This is a genomic window from Enterobacter cloacae complex sp. SHL020 (assembly GCF_049236945.1).
Taxonomy (GTDB): domain Bacteria; phylum Pseudomonadota; class Gammaproteobacteria; order Enterobacterales; family Enterobacteriaceae; genus Enterobacter; species Enterobacter dykesii.
This window is the reverse complement of record NZ_JBMKJF010000003.1, coordinates 420229-436448: the sequence shown is the minus strand read 5'-3', so window position 1 is coordinate 436448 and position 16220 is coordinate 420229. Positions and strand designations below refer to the sequence as shown.

General features: G+C 53.7%; 19 protein-coding genes. 11 read left to right on the top strand and 8 right to left on the bottom strand.

From position 1 onward, the window contains the following. Positions 1-88 precede the first annotated feature (88 nt). Both yjfN and bsmA read right to left on the bottom strand, forming a co-directional pair. Complete coding sequence (gene yjfN / locus ACOTZB_RS10890; RefSeq protein WP_032665074.1) at positions 89-376, bottom strand: DUF1471 family protease activator YjfN; 288 nt, start codon at positions 374-376, stop codon at positions 89-91. A gap of 136 nt (positions 377-512) precedes the next feature. Further along, positions 513-842: a biofilm peroxide resistance protein BsmA gene (bsmA, locus tag ACOTZB_RS10885; RefSeq protein ID WP_029740376.1), complete on the bottom strand. Its 330-nt coding sequence runs from the start codon at positions 840-842 to the stop codon at positions 513-515. A 137-nt stretch (positions 843-979) separates the two neighbouring features. Here bsmA and yjfP point away from each other — a divergent pair, with 137 nt between their 5' ends. Further along, positions 980-1702, top strand: a complete 723-nt coding sequence (gene yjfP, locus ACOTZB_RS10880) for an esterase (protein WP_421627122.1) — start codon at positions 980-982, stop codon at positions 1700-1702. A 168-nt stretch (positions 1703-1870) separates the two neighbouring features. Here yjfP and yjfY read toward each other — a convergent pair whose 3' ends face one another. Further along, positions 1871-2146, bottom strand: a complete 276-nt coding sequence (gene yjfY, locus ACOTZB_RS10875) for a DUF1471 family protein YjfY (RefSeq protein ID WP_010427445.1) — start codon at positions 2144-2146, stop codon at positions 1871-1873. A 341-nt stretch (positions 2147-2487) separates the two neighbouring features. On the opposite strand from yjfY, the gene rpsF reads away from it, so the two are divergent. The 4 genes from rpsF to rplI are packed head-to-tail and all read left to right on the top strand — an operon-like array spanning position 2488 to position 3927. After that, positions 2488-2883, top strand: a complete 396-nt coding sequence (gene rpsF / locus ACOTZB_RS10870; RefSeq protein WP_014068637.1) for a 30S ribosomal protein S6 — start codon at positions 2488-2490, stop codon at positions 2881-2883. Positions 2884-2889: 6 nt separating this feature from the next. After that, complete coding sequence (gene priB, locus ACOTZB_RS10865; RefSeq protein WP_008502895.1) at positions 2890-3204, top strand: primosomal replication protein N; 315 nt, start codon at positions 2890-2892, stop codon at positions 3202-3204. A gap of 4 nt (positions 3205-3208) precedes the next feature. Beyond that, complete coding sequence (rpsR, locus tag ACOTZB_RS10860) at positions 3209-3436, top strand: 30S ribosomal protein S18 (protein WP_000135199.1); 228 nt, start codon at positions 3209-3211, stop codon at positions 3434-3436. A gap of 41 nt (positions 3437-3477) precedes the next feature. Continuing rightward, complete coding sequence (gene rplI, locus ACOTZB_RS10855) at positions 3478-3927, top strand: 50S ribosomal protein L9 (RefSeq protein WP_024907318.1); 450 nt, start codon at positions 3478-3480, stop codon at positions 3925-3927. 67 nt (positions 3928-3994) lie between these two features. On the opposite strand, the gene ACOTZB_RS10850 is transcribed toward rplI, so the two are convergent. Further along, positions 3995-4639 carry a LysM-like peptidoglycan-binding domain-containing protein gene (locus tag ACOTZB_RS10850; protein WP_421627121.1) on the bottom strand — a complete coding sequence of 215 codons (645 nt, stop codon included), beginning with the start codon at positions 4637-4639 and terminating at the stop codon, positions 3995-3997. Positions 4640-4872: 233 nt separating this feature from the next. Here ACOTZB_RS10850 and fklB point away from each other — a divergent pair, with 233 nt between their 5' ends. Both fklB and cycA read left to right on the top strand, forming a co-directional pair. Continuing rightward, a complete protein-coding gene (fklB, locus tag ACOTZB_RS10845) occupies positions 4873-5493 on the top strand; it encodes an FKBP-type peptidyl-prolyl cis-trans isomerase (RefSeq protein WP_421627120.1) in 621 nt (206 codons plus the stop codon). A 311-nt stretch (positions 5494-5804) separates the two neighbouring features. Further along, on the top strand, positions 5805-7214 hold the full coding sequence (cycA, locus tag ACOTZB_RS10840) for a D-serine/D-alanine/glycine transporter (RefSeq protein WP_421627119.1): 1410 nt from the start codon (positions 5805-5807) through the stop codon (positions 7212-7214). 38 nt (positions 7215-7252) lie between these two features. Here the strand turns inward: cycA and ytfE are convergent, their stop codons facing one another. Next, positions 7253-7915 (bottom strand): iron-sulfur cluster repair protein YtfE, encoded by a 663-nt coding sequence (ytfE, locus tag ACOTZB_RS10835; protein WP_246946924.1) that lies wholly within the window; start codon positions 7913-7915, stop codon positions 7253-7255. A 244-nt stretch (positions 7916-8159) separates the two neighbouring features. On the opposite strand from ytfE, the gene ACOTZB_RS10830 reads away from it, so the two are divergent. Next, on the top strand, positions 8160-9809 hold the full coding sequence (locus ACOTZB_RS10830; protein ID WP_126328970.1) for a methyl-accepting chemotaxis protein: 1650 nt from the start codon (positions 8160-8162) through the stop codon (positions 9807-9809). Here the strand turns inward: ACOTZB_RS10830 and ACOTZB_RS10825 are convergent. The 3 genes from ACOTZB_RS10825 to ACOTZB_RS10815 all read right to left on the bottom strand — a co-directional run bounded on the left by ACOTZB_RS10825 (position 9806) and on the right by ACOTZB_RS10815 (position 12763). Then, positions 9806-10771: a DMT family transporter gene (locus tag ACOTZB_RS10825; RefSeq protein WP_214577369.1), complete on the bottom strand. Its 966-nt coding sequence runs from the start codon at positions 10769-10771 to the stop codon at positions 9806-9808. The genes ACOTZB_RS10830 and ACOTZB_RS10825 overlap by 4 nt on opposite strands. A 75-nt stretch (positions 10772-10846) precedes the next feature. Next, positions 10847-11671 carry an AraC family transcriptional regulator gene (locus tag ACOTZB_RS10820; protein WP_182072217.1) on the bottom strand — a complete coding sequence of 275 codons (825 nt, stop codon included), beginning with the start codon at positions 11669-11671 and terminating at the stop codon, positions 10847-10849. Positions 11672-11719: 48 nt separating this feature from the next. Then, a complete protein-coding gene (locus tag ACOTZB_RS10815) occupies positions 11720-12763 on the bottom strand; it encodes a GlxA family transcriptional regulator (protein WP_257831084.1) in 1044 nt (347 codons plus the stop codon). A gap of 176 nt (positions 12764-12939) precedes the next feature. Here ACOTZB_RS10815 and ACOTZB_RS10810 point away from each other — a divergent pair, with 176 nt between their 5' ends. The 3 genes from ACOTZB_RS10810 to ACOTZB_RS10800 all read left to right on the top strand — a co-directional run bounded on the left by ACOTZB_RS10810 (position 12940) and on the right by ACOTZB_RS10800 (position 16192). Continuing rightward, positions 12940-14838, top strand: coding sequence for a beta-ketoacyl synthase (locus ACOTZB_RS10810; protein ID WP_421627118.1), 1899 nt, complete (start codon positions 12940-12942; stop codon positions 14836-14838). Positions 14839-14929: 91 nt separating this feature from the next. Then, positions 14930-15340, top strand: coding sequence for a membrane protein (locus ACOTZB_RS10805; RefSeq protein ID WP_047652052.1), 411 nt, complete (start codon positions 14930-14932; stop codon positions 15338-15340). 24 nt (positions 15341-15364) lie between these two features. After that, a complete protein-coding gene (locus ACOTZB_RS10800) occupies positions 15365-16192 on the top strand; it encodes a hypothetical protein (RefSeq protein WP_421627117.1) in 828 nt (275 codons plus the stop codon). Positions 16193-16220: the final 28 nt, after the last annotated feature.

The following is a 16220-nucleotide window of genomic DNA, read 5'->3' as shown; positions in this document are numbered from 1 at the left end:
TAATTGTTCTTTATTGGTTTTATATAAGATAAAAAATTTGCAAAAACGAAAAGCCACTAAAAATAAGTGGCTTTTATCAGAAGGGAGATTACACGTAGAGAATGGCCTGTACCCGCCAGCGATCGATATGGTTATCTTCCTGCATCTGGATGATGCGATACCATGAAGCACCCTGCTCATCGGCCTTTAATGCCACGACACGTTCAACGTCTTGCGGGCTCCCCGAGATATTATTCACGGAGATCTGGCCAATTTCATTCAGGCCAGTTACACAATCAGCACTGGCGAATTCTGCTGACTGCGCGGTGGTGCTCAGCAGGCCTGCTGAGAGCAACAGTGAGGTCAAAGCAAGAGTTCGTTTCATCGTCAGCTCCATTTCACATATATCCGGTATCCGCCGGGCAATCCTTCGCTAATAAACTCCCTTCCATTGACGCGGGCGTGGAGTTTATTGTGGACAGGAAAATGTCTATGGACGCAAAGCAGTGTAAATCTCGTTCAAAGGAAAACCATTATTTACGGTACAAAATGGCCTGTGAATACCACTGTCCCGTTATGATGGTTTCGTCGATCATAATGATGACGTAATAATCTGCTTTGGCGGCGACGGCCTGTGCTTTTATTGCCGATTCTGCGTCATCCGGAGAGCCGCGAACCAGCGCGGAGATGGTGCCCATTCGTTGTAATCCTTCCGTCTGGTTACGACGAATCTCCTGTGGATGATCGGCGACCGGTGGAGCGGGTTGCGGCGTTCCCTGCAGCGCGCTACAGCCACTAAGCAGAAACACCAGCAATAAAGCAGCAAACCTGCGCATAACCATATCTCGTTTCCTGATAGCCATAGTGTAGTTGTCTGTGAATTTAGTTTTGGGGGAATGTTCCCGAAGTGTTATCTGGGACGTATATTTCGAATGAAAATGACGCGAAAGCGTAACCCAGTTCTCAACATTATGAATCATAGATTCGCACAGGGTCGACAATGATTGAAATTGAAATACGCCACCTCGGCGACCATGAGATTTTACACGCGATGCCGGCGGGTAAACGTGATAAACCGCTGCCTGTTGTGGTTTTTTATCATGGGTTTACCTCATCGAAGCTGGTTTACAGTTATTTTGCGGTAGCGCTGGCGCAGGCGGGTTTTCGCGTGGTGATGCCAGATGCACCCGACCACGGCGCACGCTTTACGGGTAATGAGCAGGCGCGGCTGGGTCAGTTCTGGCAGATTCTGCACGGGAGTCTGACCGAATTTACCGGGCTGCGCGATGCGCTTTATGAGGCAGGGCTGGTGGCCGACCATCGTCTGGCGGTAGCCGGGGCATCAATGGGCGGTATGACGGCGCTGGGGATTATGACGCATCATCCTGAAGTGAAGTCGGTCGCCTGCCTGATGGGCTCGGGCTACTTTACATCGCTGGCGAAGACGCTTTTTCCCCCTCAGGATTTAACGGAAATGACCGCGACGCTGGCAGAGTGGGAAGTGACCCGGGCATTGCCGCGCGTGGCCGATCGCCCTCTGCTGCTGTGGCACGGTGACGCGGATGATGTGGTCCCGCCCGAGGGAACCTTCCGTCTGCAGCAGGCGTTAATCAATGAAGGGCTGGACGGTAATCTGACCTGCCTGTGGGAACCGGGCGTCCGCCACCGTATCACGCCAACGGCGCTGGACGCTACAGTGGCATTTTTCAGCCAGCATCTTTAAAGGCGCAGCACTTTGACGCCCTTATCTTCCAGCTTGTGGAGGATCTCAGGGGGCTCTTTTACCGGGTGTATTCCGGAGCCATTCACAAAAAAAAGCCCCCGGGCAGGGGGCAACGTCAACTATGGCTATGTTCTCGTTGTTGGCTTTCCTGGTGCTAGCGTTAAAGCGTTATCGGTAAATATCTGCACTGGCGTGCATATTGCCGTTGCTGCCGGGCTCACGGGTTAACATCACGTGGTAATAGGTTGCGCCCTGCGCATCGGTTTCTTCGTTTAATGCCTGATCTGCTTCACTTTCCGTGGCGAAATTATGATTGATGTAAATGACGCCCAAGCTTTGCACATCATCCATGTTTCTGGCCTGTCGGCTGTCTATCTTGATGGCTGCCATCGCGTTTGCACTGAGCAAAAGCGCCGCCATTATGGCTAATGCGATTTTTTTCATGATATGCGCTCCACGACTACGTGCTGCGAAAGGGGGGATGCTCCTTCTTTAATTCAGGTGACCTCTGAGTAAAGTGTAATCACTCATCCGGCGGGGATGCGTGACCATTTCTGATGCAGTTGTTCAAAAAAACAACGCTTCCGGGTGTGACCAATTTTAAATCACCCACTTAGACCCGCTTCGCGCTTTGTGCGAATTATTTGTGCAATCAGCTTGAGTTTCCAGGGGCGCGCAAGTATTATGACGCGTCAATTTTTCAGCCGACCTTTAACACGTTCCTTGCCTCCCCGGGCCTCGGCTGACCCAGACAGGAGGCTGAATAATCCGTAAGGAGCAATTCGATGCGTCATTACGAAATCGTTTTTATGGTCCATCCTGACCAGAGCGAACAGGTTCCGGGTATGATCGAGCGTTACTCTGCTGCCATCACTGGTGCAGAAGGTACGATCCACCGTCTGGAAGACTGGGGCCGCCGTCAGCTGGCTTACCCGATCAACAAACTGCACAAAGCACACTACGTTCTGATGAACGTTGAAGCGCCGCAGGAAGTGATCGATGAGCTGGAAACTACCTTCCGCTTCAACGATGCCGTTATCCGCAGCATGGTTATGCGTACCAAAAACGCAGTTACCGAAGCATCTCCGATGGTTAAAGCGAAAGACGAGCGCCGTGAGCGTCGCGATGATTTCGCAAACGAAACCGCAGATGATTCTGATGCTGGGGATTCTGAAGAGTAATTTCTGATGACCAACCGTCTGGCGTTGTCCGGCATCGTATGCAGGGCTCCCCTTCGAAAGGTCAGTCCATCAGGAATTCCGCATTGCCAGTTCGTGCTTGAGCATCGTTCTGTGCAAGAGGAAGCCGGGTTTCACCGGCAGGCGTGGTGCCAAATGCCCGTTATTATTAGCGGACACGAAAACCAAGCCATTACTCACAGTTTAACGGTCGGTAGCGCAGTAATCGTTCAGGGGTTCATTTCTTGCCACAAGGCAAAGAACGGCCTGAGCAAAATGGTTCTGCATGCCGAGCAGATTGATTTGATAGATTCTGGAGACTAGCCATATGGCACGTTATTTCCGTCGTCGCAAGTTCTGCCGTTTCACCGCGGAAGGCGTTCAAGAGATCGACTATAAAGATATCGCAACGCTGAAAAACTACATCACCGAAAGCGGTAAGATTGTCCCAAGCCGTATCACCGGTACTCGTGCAAAATACCAGCGTCAGCTGGCTCGCGCTATCAAACGCGCTCGCTACCTGTCCCTGCTGCCGTACACTGATCGTCATCAGTAATCGGGCACGGTCCATTAATACGACTTTAAGAGGATAAGGTAATGCAAGTTATTCTGCTTGATAAAGTAGCAAACCTGGGCAGCCTGGGTGATCAGGTTAACGTTAAAGCGGGTTACGCACGTAACTTCCTGGTTCCACAGGGTAAAGCTGTTCCAGCTACCAAGAAAAACGTAGAGTTTTTCGAAGCACGTCGCGCTGAACTGGAAGCCAAACTGGCTGACGTTCTGGCGGCTGCTAACGCTCGCGCTGAAGCAATCAACGCACTGGGCACCGTTACCATCGCGTCTAAATCAGGCGACGAAGGTAAACTGTTCGGTTCCATCGGTACCCGCGATATCGCTGATGCAGTAACTGCTGCAGGCGTTAAAGTGGCTAAGAGCGAAGTTCGTCTGCCGAACGGCGTTCTGCGTACCACTGGTGAGCACGAAGTTGACTTCCAGGTTCACAGCGAAGTGTTCGCTAAACTGGTTGTTAACGTTGTAGCTGAGTAATTTTTTACTCTGCTCACGTTGAAACGCCGGCCTTGTGCCGGCGTTTTGCTTTTTACAGAACCGGGCCTTAACGCGCCCTGATAAAACTGCCGTCTGGCTGGCGGGTAAACAGCACCTGTTGTCCATTTCCCGTATCAATCGTTAACCCTGTCACCACCCCGCTGGCATTCTGGCGAATCTGTACCATCTGACCATTCTGCAGGTTACTGAGCGGTTTACCCGCACCTTCCACCTTCGCCATGGCATAAACGTCGGTTGGCGGCAGATTGTGGTCGCGGAACAGCTGTGCCAGCGTTTTGCCCGGCTCTACGCGATAGGAACGCCACTGTTGCTCAATACCGGTAGGCTGTTGCGTCTGAGGCTGAGACGGGGCGGCGGTTTGATCCTGCGGCTGTTCATCCTGAATGGGTTCTGGCTCAACCGGCGCGACCTGACCCGGATCGTTAGACGGGGTCACAAGCTGCGTTTGCATCGGCTGTGCGTCAGGCTGCGGCCGCGTTTGCGACTGAATATCCAGCTGAGCATTGCGGGTGACGGGTGCGGTATCGACATCATCGCCCCCGGAAGGAAGCAGGAAGCCCACGATCACCATCAGCGCGCCAATGATGATCCCTCTGCGATGCAGAGGAGGCAGCGGGTCCATGATGCGAAAATTGTCCGGCGCCTGCCAGATTTTCGCCAGGGTAGGTTTCAGTTCAAATCGCCCGGGCATGGCACTCCTCCTGCTCCGCGTATTTTTTATCCTGTGCCCCGAAGTATAGTTTGCTAACTGCCTGAACGGCGTAGTAAACCCGACATCCGTGACATCAGTTCGGGATTAATCCTGGTTCTCTCTATTGTTTCTGTTTCGTCGCGGTTTGTCACCTTAACTTCAGACAAAGTTTTACCCATAAGGGCATGGCTGATATGCTGCCCGCTACTTTAAATGTGATGGAAGGAAAACCCATGACCACCCCGACTTTTGACACTATCGAAGCGCAGGCAAGTTACGGTATCGGCTTGCAGGTAGGACAGCAGCTGAGCGAATCCGGCCTGGAAGGTCTGTTACCAGAAGCGCTGGTGGCGGGTATCGCTGACGCGCTGGAAGGCAAACAGCCTGCCGTTCCGGTAGACGTTGTGCACCGTGCGCTGCGTGAAATCCACGAACGTGCTGACGCCGTGCGTCATGCGCGCTTCGAAGAGATGGCAGCCGAAGGTGTGAAATATCTGGAAGAGAACCGTGAGCGTGAAGGCGTGAACAGCACCGAGTCTGGTCTGCAGTTCCGCGTGATCAATCAGGGCGACGGCGCAATCCCGGCGCGTACCGACCACGTTCGCGTGCATTACACCGGTAAACTGATCGACGGTACCGTGTTCGACAGCTCCGTGGCGCGCGGCGAACCGGCTGAGTTCCCGGTCAACGGCGTGATCGCAGGCTGGATCGAAGCTCTGACCCTGATGCCGGTCGGTTCCAAATGGGAGCTGACCATCCCGCATAACCTGGCCTACGGCGAGCGCGGCGCTGGCGCGTCCATTCCGCCATTCAGCACCCTGGTCTTTGAAGTCGAGCTGCTGGAAATTCTGTAATCGACTTTTCTTATTTCCTCTCTCCGGTTGGGGAGAGGAAAATAGCGTAAAAACCTATAGTTACGGTGCTATCAATATTTTATCTTGCAAACGAAACTGTTGCGTGTATTTTTGTGAGCTGTTTCGCGCTGTATGAGTGATATGACACTCACTTTCAACATATTATTAACATAATATCTAAATCATAGTATTCATCCCGCCGATTCTTACCTAATATCGATAAACCCTTACAAAGGGACCGTCATTTTTTTGACGTTTTTAAAGGCCAGAAGAGCCTTAACAACACAGACAGGCATAAACAGGAAAATTACATGGTAGATCAGGTCAAAGTCGCCGCTACAGAAGAGGCGACGTCTGAACAGTCGCTACGGCGCAATCTCACAAACCGTCATATTCAGCTCATTGCGATTGGGGGTGCCATCGGTACCGGGCTGTTTATGGGGTCAGGCAAAACCATCAGTCTCGCCGGGCCGTCGATCATCTTCGTTTATATGATCATCGGTTTTATGCTCTTCTTCGTGATGCGTGCAATGGGTGAATTGCTGCTCTCGAACCTCGAATACAAATCCTTTAGCGACTTCGCTTCTGACCTGCTCGGGCCGTGGGCGGGCTATTTCACCGGCTGGACCTACTGGTTCTGCTGGGTCGTCACCGGTATGGCGGACGTCGTGGCGATTACCGCCTACGCGCAGTTCTGGTTCCCGGGGCTGTCGGACTGGGTCGCCTCGCTGGCGGTGATTGTTCTGCTGCTGAGCCTGAACCTCGCCACCGTTAAAATGTTCGGTGAGATGGAGTTCTGGTTCGCGATGATCAAAATCGTGGCGATTGTCGGGCTTATCGTCGTGGGTCTGGTGATGGTGCTCACCCACTTCCAGTCGCCAACGGGCGTTCAGGCGTCGTTTACCCATCTGTGGAATGACGGCGGGTGGTTCCCGAAAGGCATTAGCGGCTTCTTTGCCGGCTTCCAGATCGCGGTTTTTGCTTTCGTGGGCATTGAACTGGTGGGCACGACGGCAGCGGAGACCAAAGATCCCGAGAAGTCTCTCCCGCGCGCGATTAACTCTATTCCGCTGCGTATCATCATGTTCTACGTCTTCGCGCTGATCATCATTATGTCCGTGACGCCGTGGAGCTCCGTGGTGCCAACCAAGAGCCCGTTCGTTGAGCTGTTCGTGCTGGTAGGTCTGCCTGCCGCCGCGAGCCTGATTAACTTCGTGGTGCTGACCTCTGCTGCCTCGTCTGCCAACAGCGGCGTATTCTCCACCAGCCGTATGCTGTTTGGTCTGGCGCAGGAAGGCGTGGCGCCGAGCGCGTTCGCCAAGTTGTCGAAGCGCGCGGTACCGGCAAAAGGGTTGACCTTCTCCTGCATGTGCCTGCTGGGCGGCGTGGTGATGCTCTACGTGAACCCAAGCGTGATTGGCGCGTTCACCATGATCACCACGGTCTCTGCGATCCTGTTTATGTTCGTCTGGACCATCATCCTCTGTTCATACCTGGTGTACCGCAAGAAGCGCCCGCACCTGCATGAGAAATCGATCTACAAGATGCCGCTGGGCAAGCTGATGTGCTGGGTATGCATGGCGTTCTTCGTCTTCGTGCTGGTTCTGCTGACGCTGGAAGATGATACCCGTCAGGCACTCATCGTCACGCCGCTGTGGTTTATCGCGCTGGGGCTGGGCTGGGTGTTTATCGGTAAGAAACGTATGGCAGGCGTAAGGTAAAAGCAAAACGGCAACTTCGGTTGCCGTTTTTAGTTTTTCTATTCCCCAGCTAATGCCCGCGGGAACAGAACGTTGTTCTCAAGGCTGATGTGTTCCATCAGGTCGTCAATCATTTCATTAATGCCGTTGTACATCGCTTTCCACGTTGTGCACGCTTCTGGCGGCGGCGTGACGTTGTGGGTGGTGTGTTTGATCACTTCCAGCAGTTCACCCGCATCATCATGCTCGCTTTCCATCACGCTGATAGGCCCCATCGCCTGGCTTCCCATTCCCTGCTTAATCATCGGGAAGAGGATCTGCTCTTCTTTCATCATATGGCTGGAAAGCTCTTCGTGCAGAAGGGTCAGGTACTTCGCCAGACCGCGCGGTACGGAGGGTTTGTCGGCATGCACGCGCTCAACTTTGGTCGCCTGGAGGATCAGCTCCGGCAGCTGTTCACGGTGACGGTCATGGTAACGCACGATGATGTGGTCGATGATTTCCGCGAGCGGGGCGGTTCGCCAGTCTTTGTCGACGGGCTGCTCGGCCAGCTGCGCCAGCTCTGCTTCAATCACTTCAACGTCCAGCTCCTTGCGTGAGGCCGCACGCGCCAGGGTTTGCTTACCGCCGCAGCAGTAATCCATATCGTATTTACGAAACAGCGCAGAAGCGCGAGGGATGGAAAGCGCCAGCTCGCCAAGGGGTTGGTCGCGAAAGGCCATAGCAGTTACCTCGTCATCAATAATTTAAGATGCATATTAAATGCATCTTTAAGTCAGCGCTATAACCCTTTAGAGGGACGGGTAAAAATGAGATGCGGATCACAAAAAATTATCTGATTTAACTCTCTGAATGGGCTCAGGAAAGTGGTTTCGAAACTTTTTAAAGGTGGAGAAACAGTAAACAACCCGCCGCGCCTGCCGATATATCCACGTCAGACAAACCTGCATATAACAAAGGCAACGCATGTTTAAACGTATAAAAGTCATTACCCTTCTGATTTCGGTGCTGCTTGTGCTCGGCATCATGCAAGTGATTTCCGCGGGTATCTTTATCAACGCGCTGAATAACGATAAAGACAACTTCACCGTGTCGCAGCTCTCCAGCAAGAACGTGGCGGAGTTTACCGATGCGTGGATCAGCCTGAACCAGGCGCGCGTGACGCTGAACCGCGGGATGCTGCGTCTGCAAAGCAGCATGGCCTCTCAGATTAACGGTGGGCAGCTCAATGAGCTGGTGACCACGGCGAAAAATCTGCTGACTGAAGCGCAGGTTCATTACGATAAATACTATGCCATGCCAAATACGCCGGGCCTGGATGAGAACCTGACTAACCAACTCGAAGAGCAGTACCGCATTTACTCTGCAACGCTGACGCAAATGAACGTTCTGCTGAGCCAGGGCAACCTGGAAGATATGTTCAAGCAGAATGCTGAACAAAAGCAAAACGCGATGCAGACGGTTTATCGTGAATGGCGCGAAGCGCAGGCAACGCTTACCGATAAAGGCATCCAGGACAATGAAAGCGACTACAAGCGCATCCTGTGGATCCTTTCTGCGGTTATGCTGCTGGTGATTGTGGTGATTATTTCCAGCTGGGTAGCCATGCGCCGCGTGCTGCTGCTGCCTCTGGAAGAGGTGATTAACCATATTCGCGCCATTGCGGCGGGGGATTTAACCCAGCCGATTCAGGCTGAAGGTAAGAACGAGATGGCTATCCTGGCGCGCAACGTTCAGGAGATGCAGACCTCGCTGGCGAACACCGTGGGCGTGGTGCGTGAAGGTGCGGATACCATTTACACCGGTGCCGGTGAAATTTCTGCCGGCAGCAACGATCTCTCTTCCCGTACCGAGCAGCAGGCCGCGTCTCTGGAAGAGACGGCAGCCAGCATGGAACAGCTGACGGCAACCGTGAAGCAGAACGCCGATAACGCGCGTCAGGCTTCCCGTCTGGCGCTGGACGCCTCCTCGACGGCGAAGAAGGGCGGTAACGTGGTTGAAGGCGTGGTGCGTACAATGGACGAAATCGCCACCAGCTCCAGCAAAATTGCGCAAATCACTAATGTGATCGACGGTATTGCCTTCCAGACTAACATCCTGGCGCTGAACGCGGCGGTGGAAGCGGCGCGCGCGGGCGAGCAGGGCCGTGGTTTTGCGGTGGTGGCAGGGGAAGTACGTACCCTCGCTCAGCGCAGCGCCCAGGCGGCGAAAGAGATCAAAGCGCTGATCGATGATTCCGGTGAACGCGTGAACGCGGGTTCCCAGCTGGTTAACGAAGCCGGGGAGACGATGGCAGAGATCGTCAATGCGGTCACCCGCGTCACCGACATCATGGGTGAAATTGCCTCGGCCTCTGACGAGCAGAGCCGCGGTATTGACCAGGTGGGCCAGGCGGTAGCCGAGATGGACCGCGTGACCCAGCAGAACGCCTCGCTGGTAGAGGAGTCTGCGGCCGCAGCGGCGGCGCTGGAAGATCAGGCTGCACGCCTGAACGAAGCGGTGGCGGTGTTCAAAATCACCCGCAACCAGGCGGTCAAAGCGGCACCGGTGAAAACCTACGTGCCAAAAGCGCAGCCTGCAGCGGCGGCGTCTGAAGGGAACTGGGAAACGTTCTAACCTTCTGAAGCCGGAACGACCTTTGGTTTTTCCGGCTTCGCCCTTACCGCCATCACCACCCCCACCACCAGCAGCGCGATCCCGCAGGCCGTGAATAGCGGCGGCACGCTCTGGCGCATCAGGAAGGTATAAAGCAGTCCGGCCAGGGTTTCGAAGACAATCAGCGGTCCTAAGATAACCGTCGGCAACTTCTGGCTGGCAATGTTCCAGCACAGCGCGCCCACCCATGAGCACAGCACCGCAATCGCAACCATTAAGCCAATAAACAACCACGGTCTTGGCCCGAAGGGCTGGGCGAAGTCTGGCTGTTGATGGCCTAACCAGATGCACGCGCCGGCATAGCCCACCAGTGAGACGGGCAGCGTGACCAGCGCCTGCGCCGTCGCCCACATCATCGGATGCTTGTCCGGGTTCTCCCGCAACCAGCGCGCGTTGCGCAGGGCATACCATGCCCAGCACGCCACGGAAATGAACGCCAGCACAATGCCAGAACCGTAACGCCACAGGTCAACATCCGCCTGCCCGTGACGCAGCTCGGCAATATTGACGCATACCAGCCCCACGGCGGTGCATACCAGCGCCGGCGCCATTTTTGACCACGCCAGTTTGCCATCGCGGTGACTGTAGAGCAGGTTCGCAAAGACGGGGATGACGACCGGCAGCGTGCCGATAATCATGGTCGATACCGGCGCACCGGTACGCTGAATGGCACTCGCAAGGCAAACGTAGTAGATAAGATTGCCCATCATGGTCAGCGCCAGCGCGGTGCCCCAGTCCTGACGGCTGAGCTGACGCAAGCGCGCGCGACCCAGCCACGCCAGGGGCAGAGCAATCAGCCCGAGCGCCAGATAACGTCCGGTTGACTGCAGTATTGCCGGATACTCGGGCACGATCAGCGGGCCGACAAAAATCAGCCCCCACATCATCCCGGCCAGCAGGGCATACAACACTCCACTAATCATTTTTCCATCCACAGGTATTTACGCTGTATGCAGTGTAGGAGGGGGAAATGCGCGCGTATTGTATGAGATTGCGCATTAGCGCCGGGTGACCTGCTTCTGGTAACGCACGGGCGTAATGCCGTATCGGCGGGTAAACGCGCGGGTTAAATGGGACTGGTCGGTCAGCCCGGTCGCGGCTGCCACTTCGGCGGCGGGCATGCCGTGGGTGAGGAACGCTTTGGCGCGCCAGAGGCGAATGGCCATCAGCATCTGGTGCGGCGTAACGTGAAAATGGGCTTTGAACTGGCGCTGGAAATGGTACGGGCTGAGCGAAACGACGCTGGCCAGCTCGTCCAGCGTCAGGGCGCGCATGTAGTTGTCGTGCAGGTACTCGCGCACGCGTTCGAAGCGGTGCGCGCCTTCCTGAATCACCGGCGCGTGATGGGCAAGCGGCTGGAAGGTCTCAATCAGATCCAGCAGTAATCCTTTTTGCGCAAGCGGATCGTCCGTGTGCCACAAGCCGTAGATGAGCCTGCCGATTTGCTGCGAGCGCAGCGGGTCATGTCGCGTGACATCGCTAAACCACCAGTGCCGGAGGCCGGTCACCTCTTCCAGCAGATCGGGTTCGATATAGACCATCCGGTAGCGCCAGCCGCCTTCGGTGGCGGATTCACCGGTATGGATCTCGTCCGGGTTCATGGTGACGACGGATTTTTCCGCCGCGAGATGCTGGGTACCGCGATAGCGAAAGCGTTCGGCGCCGGTTTCAATCGTGCCGATCCCGAAGGCTTCATGGGTGTGAGGCTCAAAGGCGTAGTCGGAAATATGCGCGTGATAAAGCTCCAGGCCCGGCAGCTGCGCCAGATGGCGAAAGCGCGCGCTGTCTCTTTCATCATTAAACTGTTCCGGTACGCCTTGCACGTTGAGCCTCCTCGTGGTCATCTTTTCATTATCAGAGATGACCGGGGTTTATGCACTAAACATCTTTGCCCGGACGGTCTTTCGGTAATCCCCCGGTGAAACCGTTGTTTTATGCTTAAACTGGCGATTAAAGTGCGCAATATCCTGATATCCCACCGCATTCGCAATCTCCTGAATGCTCAGATTGGTGGATTGCAGCATTGTCATGGCGGATTCAATTCTGGCGGTTAATAAATACTGCAGGGGGGATATATCGGTGGCATTTTTAAAGCGGCGATTAAAGTTGCGCAAACTCATGCCAGCCATATCGGCAAGATTTTGCATGGATATATCCGAGGCGCAGTTGGCTTTTATCCAGATTTGAATTTGAACAATATCTTCATCCGGATGGGGTTTGTTTTCTTCACTGTAACACTGGCGATCAAACTGACTCCGAATTTCATGGAAAAAGGTCCGTTGGGTATGTGTGGCTACACGTTTCCCGTATATCGTTTCGATGAAATGGATGGTCAGATCTGAGAGGGCTTTGACGCTGGCGGCACAGTAAATATTATCGGCCTGCGTGAGAAAATGTTTGGTTTGTAATTTTACGTTGGGGTAGTCACGCGAGAACTGTTTGAAGTAATGCCAGTGGGTGGTGGCGGGTTTCCCGTTGAGCAATCCCGATTCCGCCAGGAAACAGCAGCCCGTTCCGACGGCCGCGATGCGGGTCCCTCGCGCCGCCTGTTCGCTAAGCCATGCCAGGAGTTCAGGCTGTTGTCTGACCACTGCACGAGGATTGCGCCACAGGGCAGGAAGATAGATAACGTCATAGTGCCTGTCTGCGGTCAGCGTGGTATCGGCGGTAATGCTGAAGCCACTGTGCGTCAGGATGGGCTCGCTGTTTATGCCAATGGTATTCACCTTCAGAATATTCTCCGGGCGACAGAGCCTGAATGAAGACGTCTCCGGTTTGTGCGTGTCTGCGTGGGATGTTGTTTTTTGCTCGGCTAAATAGCTACTGGCTGCCGCTTTCCACATTTCAATCGGAAGACTGAGACCGGAACTTAGCATGCGTTCACATAACACAAATCCTATTTGTGTATTTGTCATTTTTGATTAATACCTGTTTTGACTATTATTTTTGGTAGCTCATTGTTGTCCTGGCCAAAAAAGTCAGCATTTTGGCTGGATTTTCATATTAGCTTTTGTTGGTAATTTGTAAACTAATATCTGAAATTATCGCACTTACTTAACAAAATAAATCCACGACCACGAGAGGATCAATTATGGTGAAATTACCCGTAATAACGGCTTTTGGCGGCTATGGTCCAGCTGGTCGTAGTTCTTCACATCATGCATTTCGTCGAATGATTATTGAGTCATTATCGGAAGAGGAAAGGCAGGAGACGTTATTATCGTTAGCCATTCTGATGGGTGTGCTTAAATATGATGAAGGTGGGTATTGCGACATTTCCGGTAAAAGATTTACACCTGCTCAGGCCGCCGCGAGGATAAAAGACGACGCGCTTGAGGGAACCCTTATCAGAAAAATTACGCGCGACTATTTTGATGTCGATGCTATCGCCAGCCATGCAAAATTGAATATGGTTTCAGGCGAAGAGGGATTCAGTTTTAATATATCTGCCAGACAATTACCTCAACCCTTACCGGCGGGATGGCAGGTTGAGGAAATAGCGGATCAGCGTGTCCGTATCACCGTTCAGGGAGAGATGGACTGTAAAATTGAGGCGTTGCTGCGCACGGAGGTTCAGGCTGCCGGGCTGTTGCCGCAGGGATTCCGCCCGGGCGACCATTACAATTCGCAGTTTCATCCGCGGGCGTTACAAATGGCGATTGTCGGGGCGTCAGACGCCATCAACGCCCTGGGGATCCCGTGGCGAGAGGTGCAGGCCAAAATCACGCCGGATCAGCTCGGCGTCTATTCGGGCAATATCATGGGGCAGCTCGACGATTATGGCTTTGGCGGGATGCTGCAGTCGCGCCTGAAAGGCCATCGCGTCAGCGCCAAGCAATGCCCGCTGGGCCTGAACAGCATGTGCGCCGATTTCCTCAATGCCTATGTGTTGGGTAGCGTCGGTCATACCAGCGCCACGCTGGGGGCATGCGCCACGTTTCTGTATAACCTGAATGCGGCAGTTGAAGATATCAAAGCGGGGCGCATTCGCGTGGCCGTTGTTGGCAGCGCCGAAGCGCCGGTCACCTCAGAAGTGATTGAAGGATTCGATGCCATGGGCGCCCTGGCAACGGAGAGCAAGCTTAAGCATATTGATGAAACGGAAACGGCTGACTGGCGCAACAGCAGCCGCCCGTTTGGCAACAGCTGCGGTTTTGTTATCGCGGAATCCAGCCAGTATGTCGTGTTAATGGACGACGAGCTGGCGCTGCAGCTTGGCGCAGAGATCCACGGTTCAGTGGGGAATGTCTTCATCAACGCTGACGGCTTTAAACGTTCTATCGCGTCGCCGGGGCCGGGGAATTACATCACCATGGCGAAAGCCGTAGCCTCTGCGGTATCGATGGCTGGGATGGAGACGGTGCAAAAGGGATCGTTTATTCAGGCGCACGGCTCAAGCACGCCGAAGAATTGCGTCTCCGAGGCGGATATTTTTGACCGCGTTGCGCAAGCCTTTTCGATTCGCGACTGGCCGGTGACGGCGGTGAAATCGTATCTCGGTCACTCTCTGGGCCCCGCCAGCGGCGACCAGCTCATCAGCTGCCTCGGCGTCTTCCGCTATGGTATTTTGCCGGGAATTAAAAGCGTGCCCCACATCGCGCCGCAGGTGAATAACGCGCGCTTAACCATTCCTCTTGAGGACTGCAAATTAAAGGAAGATCAGGGACAAATCGCCTTTATTAATTCAAAAGGCTTTGGCGGTAATAATGCCACGGGGGTGGTTTACTCGCCAAAGCTGACCCATCAATGGTTGCGCAAACGCTATGGGGACGCGGTGTATGCGGATTATCAGCAGCGTAACCGCCAGGTGCGGCGTCAGGCGAACGCGTACGACGAGGCGGCGTCGCAGGGTGAACTCAATGTCATTTATCTTTTCGGCCAGCAGGGGATAAATGAGGAAGATATTAAGATTGATATGAATGGCATCACCATTCCCGGATTTGAAAAACCGATAACGTACGCGACGGATAAAGAATACCCGGACTTTTAATCGTTATATCTGTTTTTATTATTAATAAATAAAGGTGCCTGTATTTCCTCAGGTGCCTTACCTTTGTGCAGCGCTAAACAGGAGAAAGAAAGTGGCTAATCTCAGTGCAATACTGATTGCCTTTGGCTGGAGCGGTATTGTCGTCGGCATAATGATGGGTGGATTAATGGGTATGTACGCCTTTAAGGGACCCTTTCGCGCCCCTAAAGGGCATGAAAATTATACTGATTTAAATCGCAGAATGTTAAGGCTGGCACATATTGCCTTTATTATGCTGCCGTTAATATCCATGCTCTATGGCATGTGTATTGATGACCTCGCCGTGTCTTATATCTATAAATATTATGCCGTTATTTGCATGATGATACTTTCGGTGGGTATTCCGGTTCTCCTGATTGCGTCGTGTTTTTATCTGCCATTTAAATATGTGCAGGTAATACCGTTTAGCTGTGGAATGTATGCGTTAGTCGTAATGGCAATTGGCAGGGTTTCAGCCCTGTAAACTATCACCTACCTGAGAGATAAAATGAAAACGTTAATGAATACCCGCCAGCTAGGTCGGGACGCTATTGTCGCGACCGTAGATAAGCACGTTTATACAGAAAACCGCGCATTTGCCAACAGGCTTATTGACCGGATTGAATCTCATCCGCTGATGCGCAGCCCTATTTTGGCAAAAATGAACAGCGGTGAAGTTGATATTCAACAGATGCGTGTATTCCACCTGGAGTTTTATCACGCGTTTGCGCAAGTCTTTACCGATGCGGTTATTGAAGCGTTAAGCGCGGCGAAACAGCTGGAAGCGCCGCTGGGCGCTCAGGCGAAAATGGCGGCCCGTTTTCTGCTGCAAATCAACCTGCTGGATGAGCTTGGCTTCCACCCTGGCGAAGACGCCGAAGGCAATTACAACGGTCAGCCCGCGCTGGCGCACTACGTCCAGTTCTTCACGACCATCCAGCAGCTGGGGATGACGGAGCACGAGGTGAAATCCTGGCTGCCGATGTCCAGCTCCCTGGCCTGCCGGGCGACCTTTGAAAACGCCTATGGCGACTATACCCAGCTGGTGGGGTTGCTGGCCGTGGCCGAGACCGTCTTCCACGACTTCGCCACGCCGTGGGCCAAAGGTGTTGATAAAGCAACGGATATTGACGTCACGCAGGGCTATCACAGCATCCATGTAGAAAGCGAAACGGGAGAGTCCATTGAAGATGGTCACTCCGAAGATGCCTGGATCCTGTTCTGCCAGGCGCTGACGGAAGACCGCTATGCCGAGATGGAACAGCGCGTCGATCTCTGGCTGAAGGTATGGAACGACTTCTGTAACGATCTGCTGGCTGGCCGCGCCGGAAAATAATCTTTTCACCCTCACTACATTTGAAAAT

Bases quoted from the DNA above. Each gene is read 5' to 3' on its own strand.
- fklB (WP_421627120.1), top strand. From the start codon at position 4,873: ATGACCACCCCGACTTTTGACACTATCGAAGCGCAGGCAAGTTACGGT.
- priB (WP_008502895.1), top strand. From the start codon at position 2,890: ATGACCAACCGTCTGGCGTTGTCCGGCATCGTATGCAGGGCTCCCCTT.
- yjfP (WP_421627122.1), top strand. From the start codon at position 980: ATGATTGAAATTGAAATACGCCACCTCGGCGACCATGAGATTTTACAC.
- yjfN (WP_032665074.1), bottom strand. From the start codon at position 376: ATGGAGCTGACGATGAAACGAACTCTTGCTTTGACCTCACTGTTGCTC.
- ACOTZB_RS10830 (WP_126328970.1), top strand. From the start codon at position 8,160: ATGTTTAAACGTATAAAAGTCATTACCCTTCTGATTTCGGTGCTGCTT.
- cycA (WP_421627119.1), top strand. From the start codon at position 5,805: ATGGTAGATCAGGTCAAAGTCGCCGCTACAGAAGAGGCGACGTCTGAA.
- ytfE (WP_246946924.1), bottom strand. From the start codon at position 7,915: ATGGCCTTTCGCGACCAACCCCTTGGCGAGCTGGCGCTTTCCATCCCT.
- ACOTZB_RS10810 (WP_421627118.1), top strand. From the start codon at position 12,940: ATGGTGAAATTACCCGTAATAACGGCTTTTGGCGGCTATGGTCCAGCT.
- yjfY (WP_010427445.1), bottom strand. From the start codon at position 2,146: ATGAAAAAAATCGCATTAGCCATAATGGCGGCGCTTTTGCTCAGTGCA.
- rpsR (WP_000135199.1), top strand. From the start codon at position 3,209: ATGGCACGTTATTTCCGTCGTCGCAAGTTCTGCCGTTTCACCGCGGAA.
- ACOTZB_RS10815 (WP_257831084.1), bottom strand. From the start codon at position 12,763: ATGACAAATACACAAATAGGATTTGTGTTATGTGAACGCATGCTAAGT.
- rplI (WP_024907318.1), top strand. From the start codon at position 3,478: ATGCAAGTTATTCTGCTTGATAAAGTAGCAAACCTGGGCAGCCTGGGT.
- ACOTZB_RS10800 (WP_421627117.1), top strand. From the start codon at position 15,365: ATGAAAACGTTAATGAATACCCGCCAGCTAGGTCGGGACGCTATTGTC.
- ACOTZB_RS10850 (WP_421627121.1), bottom strand. From the start codon at position 4,639: ATGCCCGGGCGATTTGAACTGAAACCTACCCTGGCGAAAATCTGGCAG.
- rpsF (WP_014068637.1), top strand. From the start codon at position 2,488: ATGCGTCATTACGAAATCGTTTTTATGGTCCATCCTGACCAGAGCGAA.
- ACOTZB_RS10825 (WP_214577369.1), bottom strand. From the start codon at position 10,771: ATGATTAGTGGAGTGTTGTATGCCCTGCTGGCCGGGATGATGTGGGGG.
- bsmA (WP_029740376.1), bottom strand. From the start codon at position 842: ATGGCTATCAGGAAACGAGATATGGTTATGCGCAGGTTTGCTGCTTTA.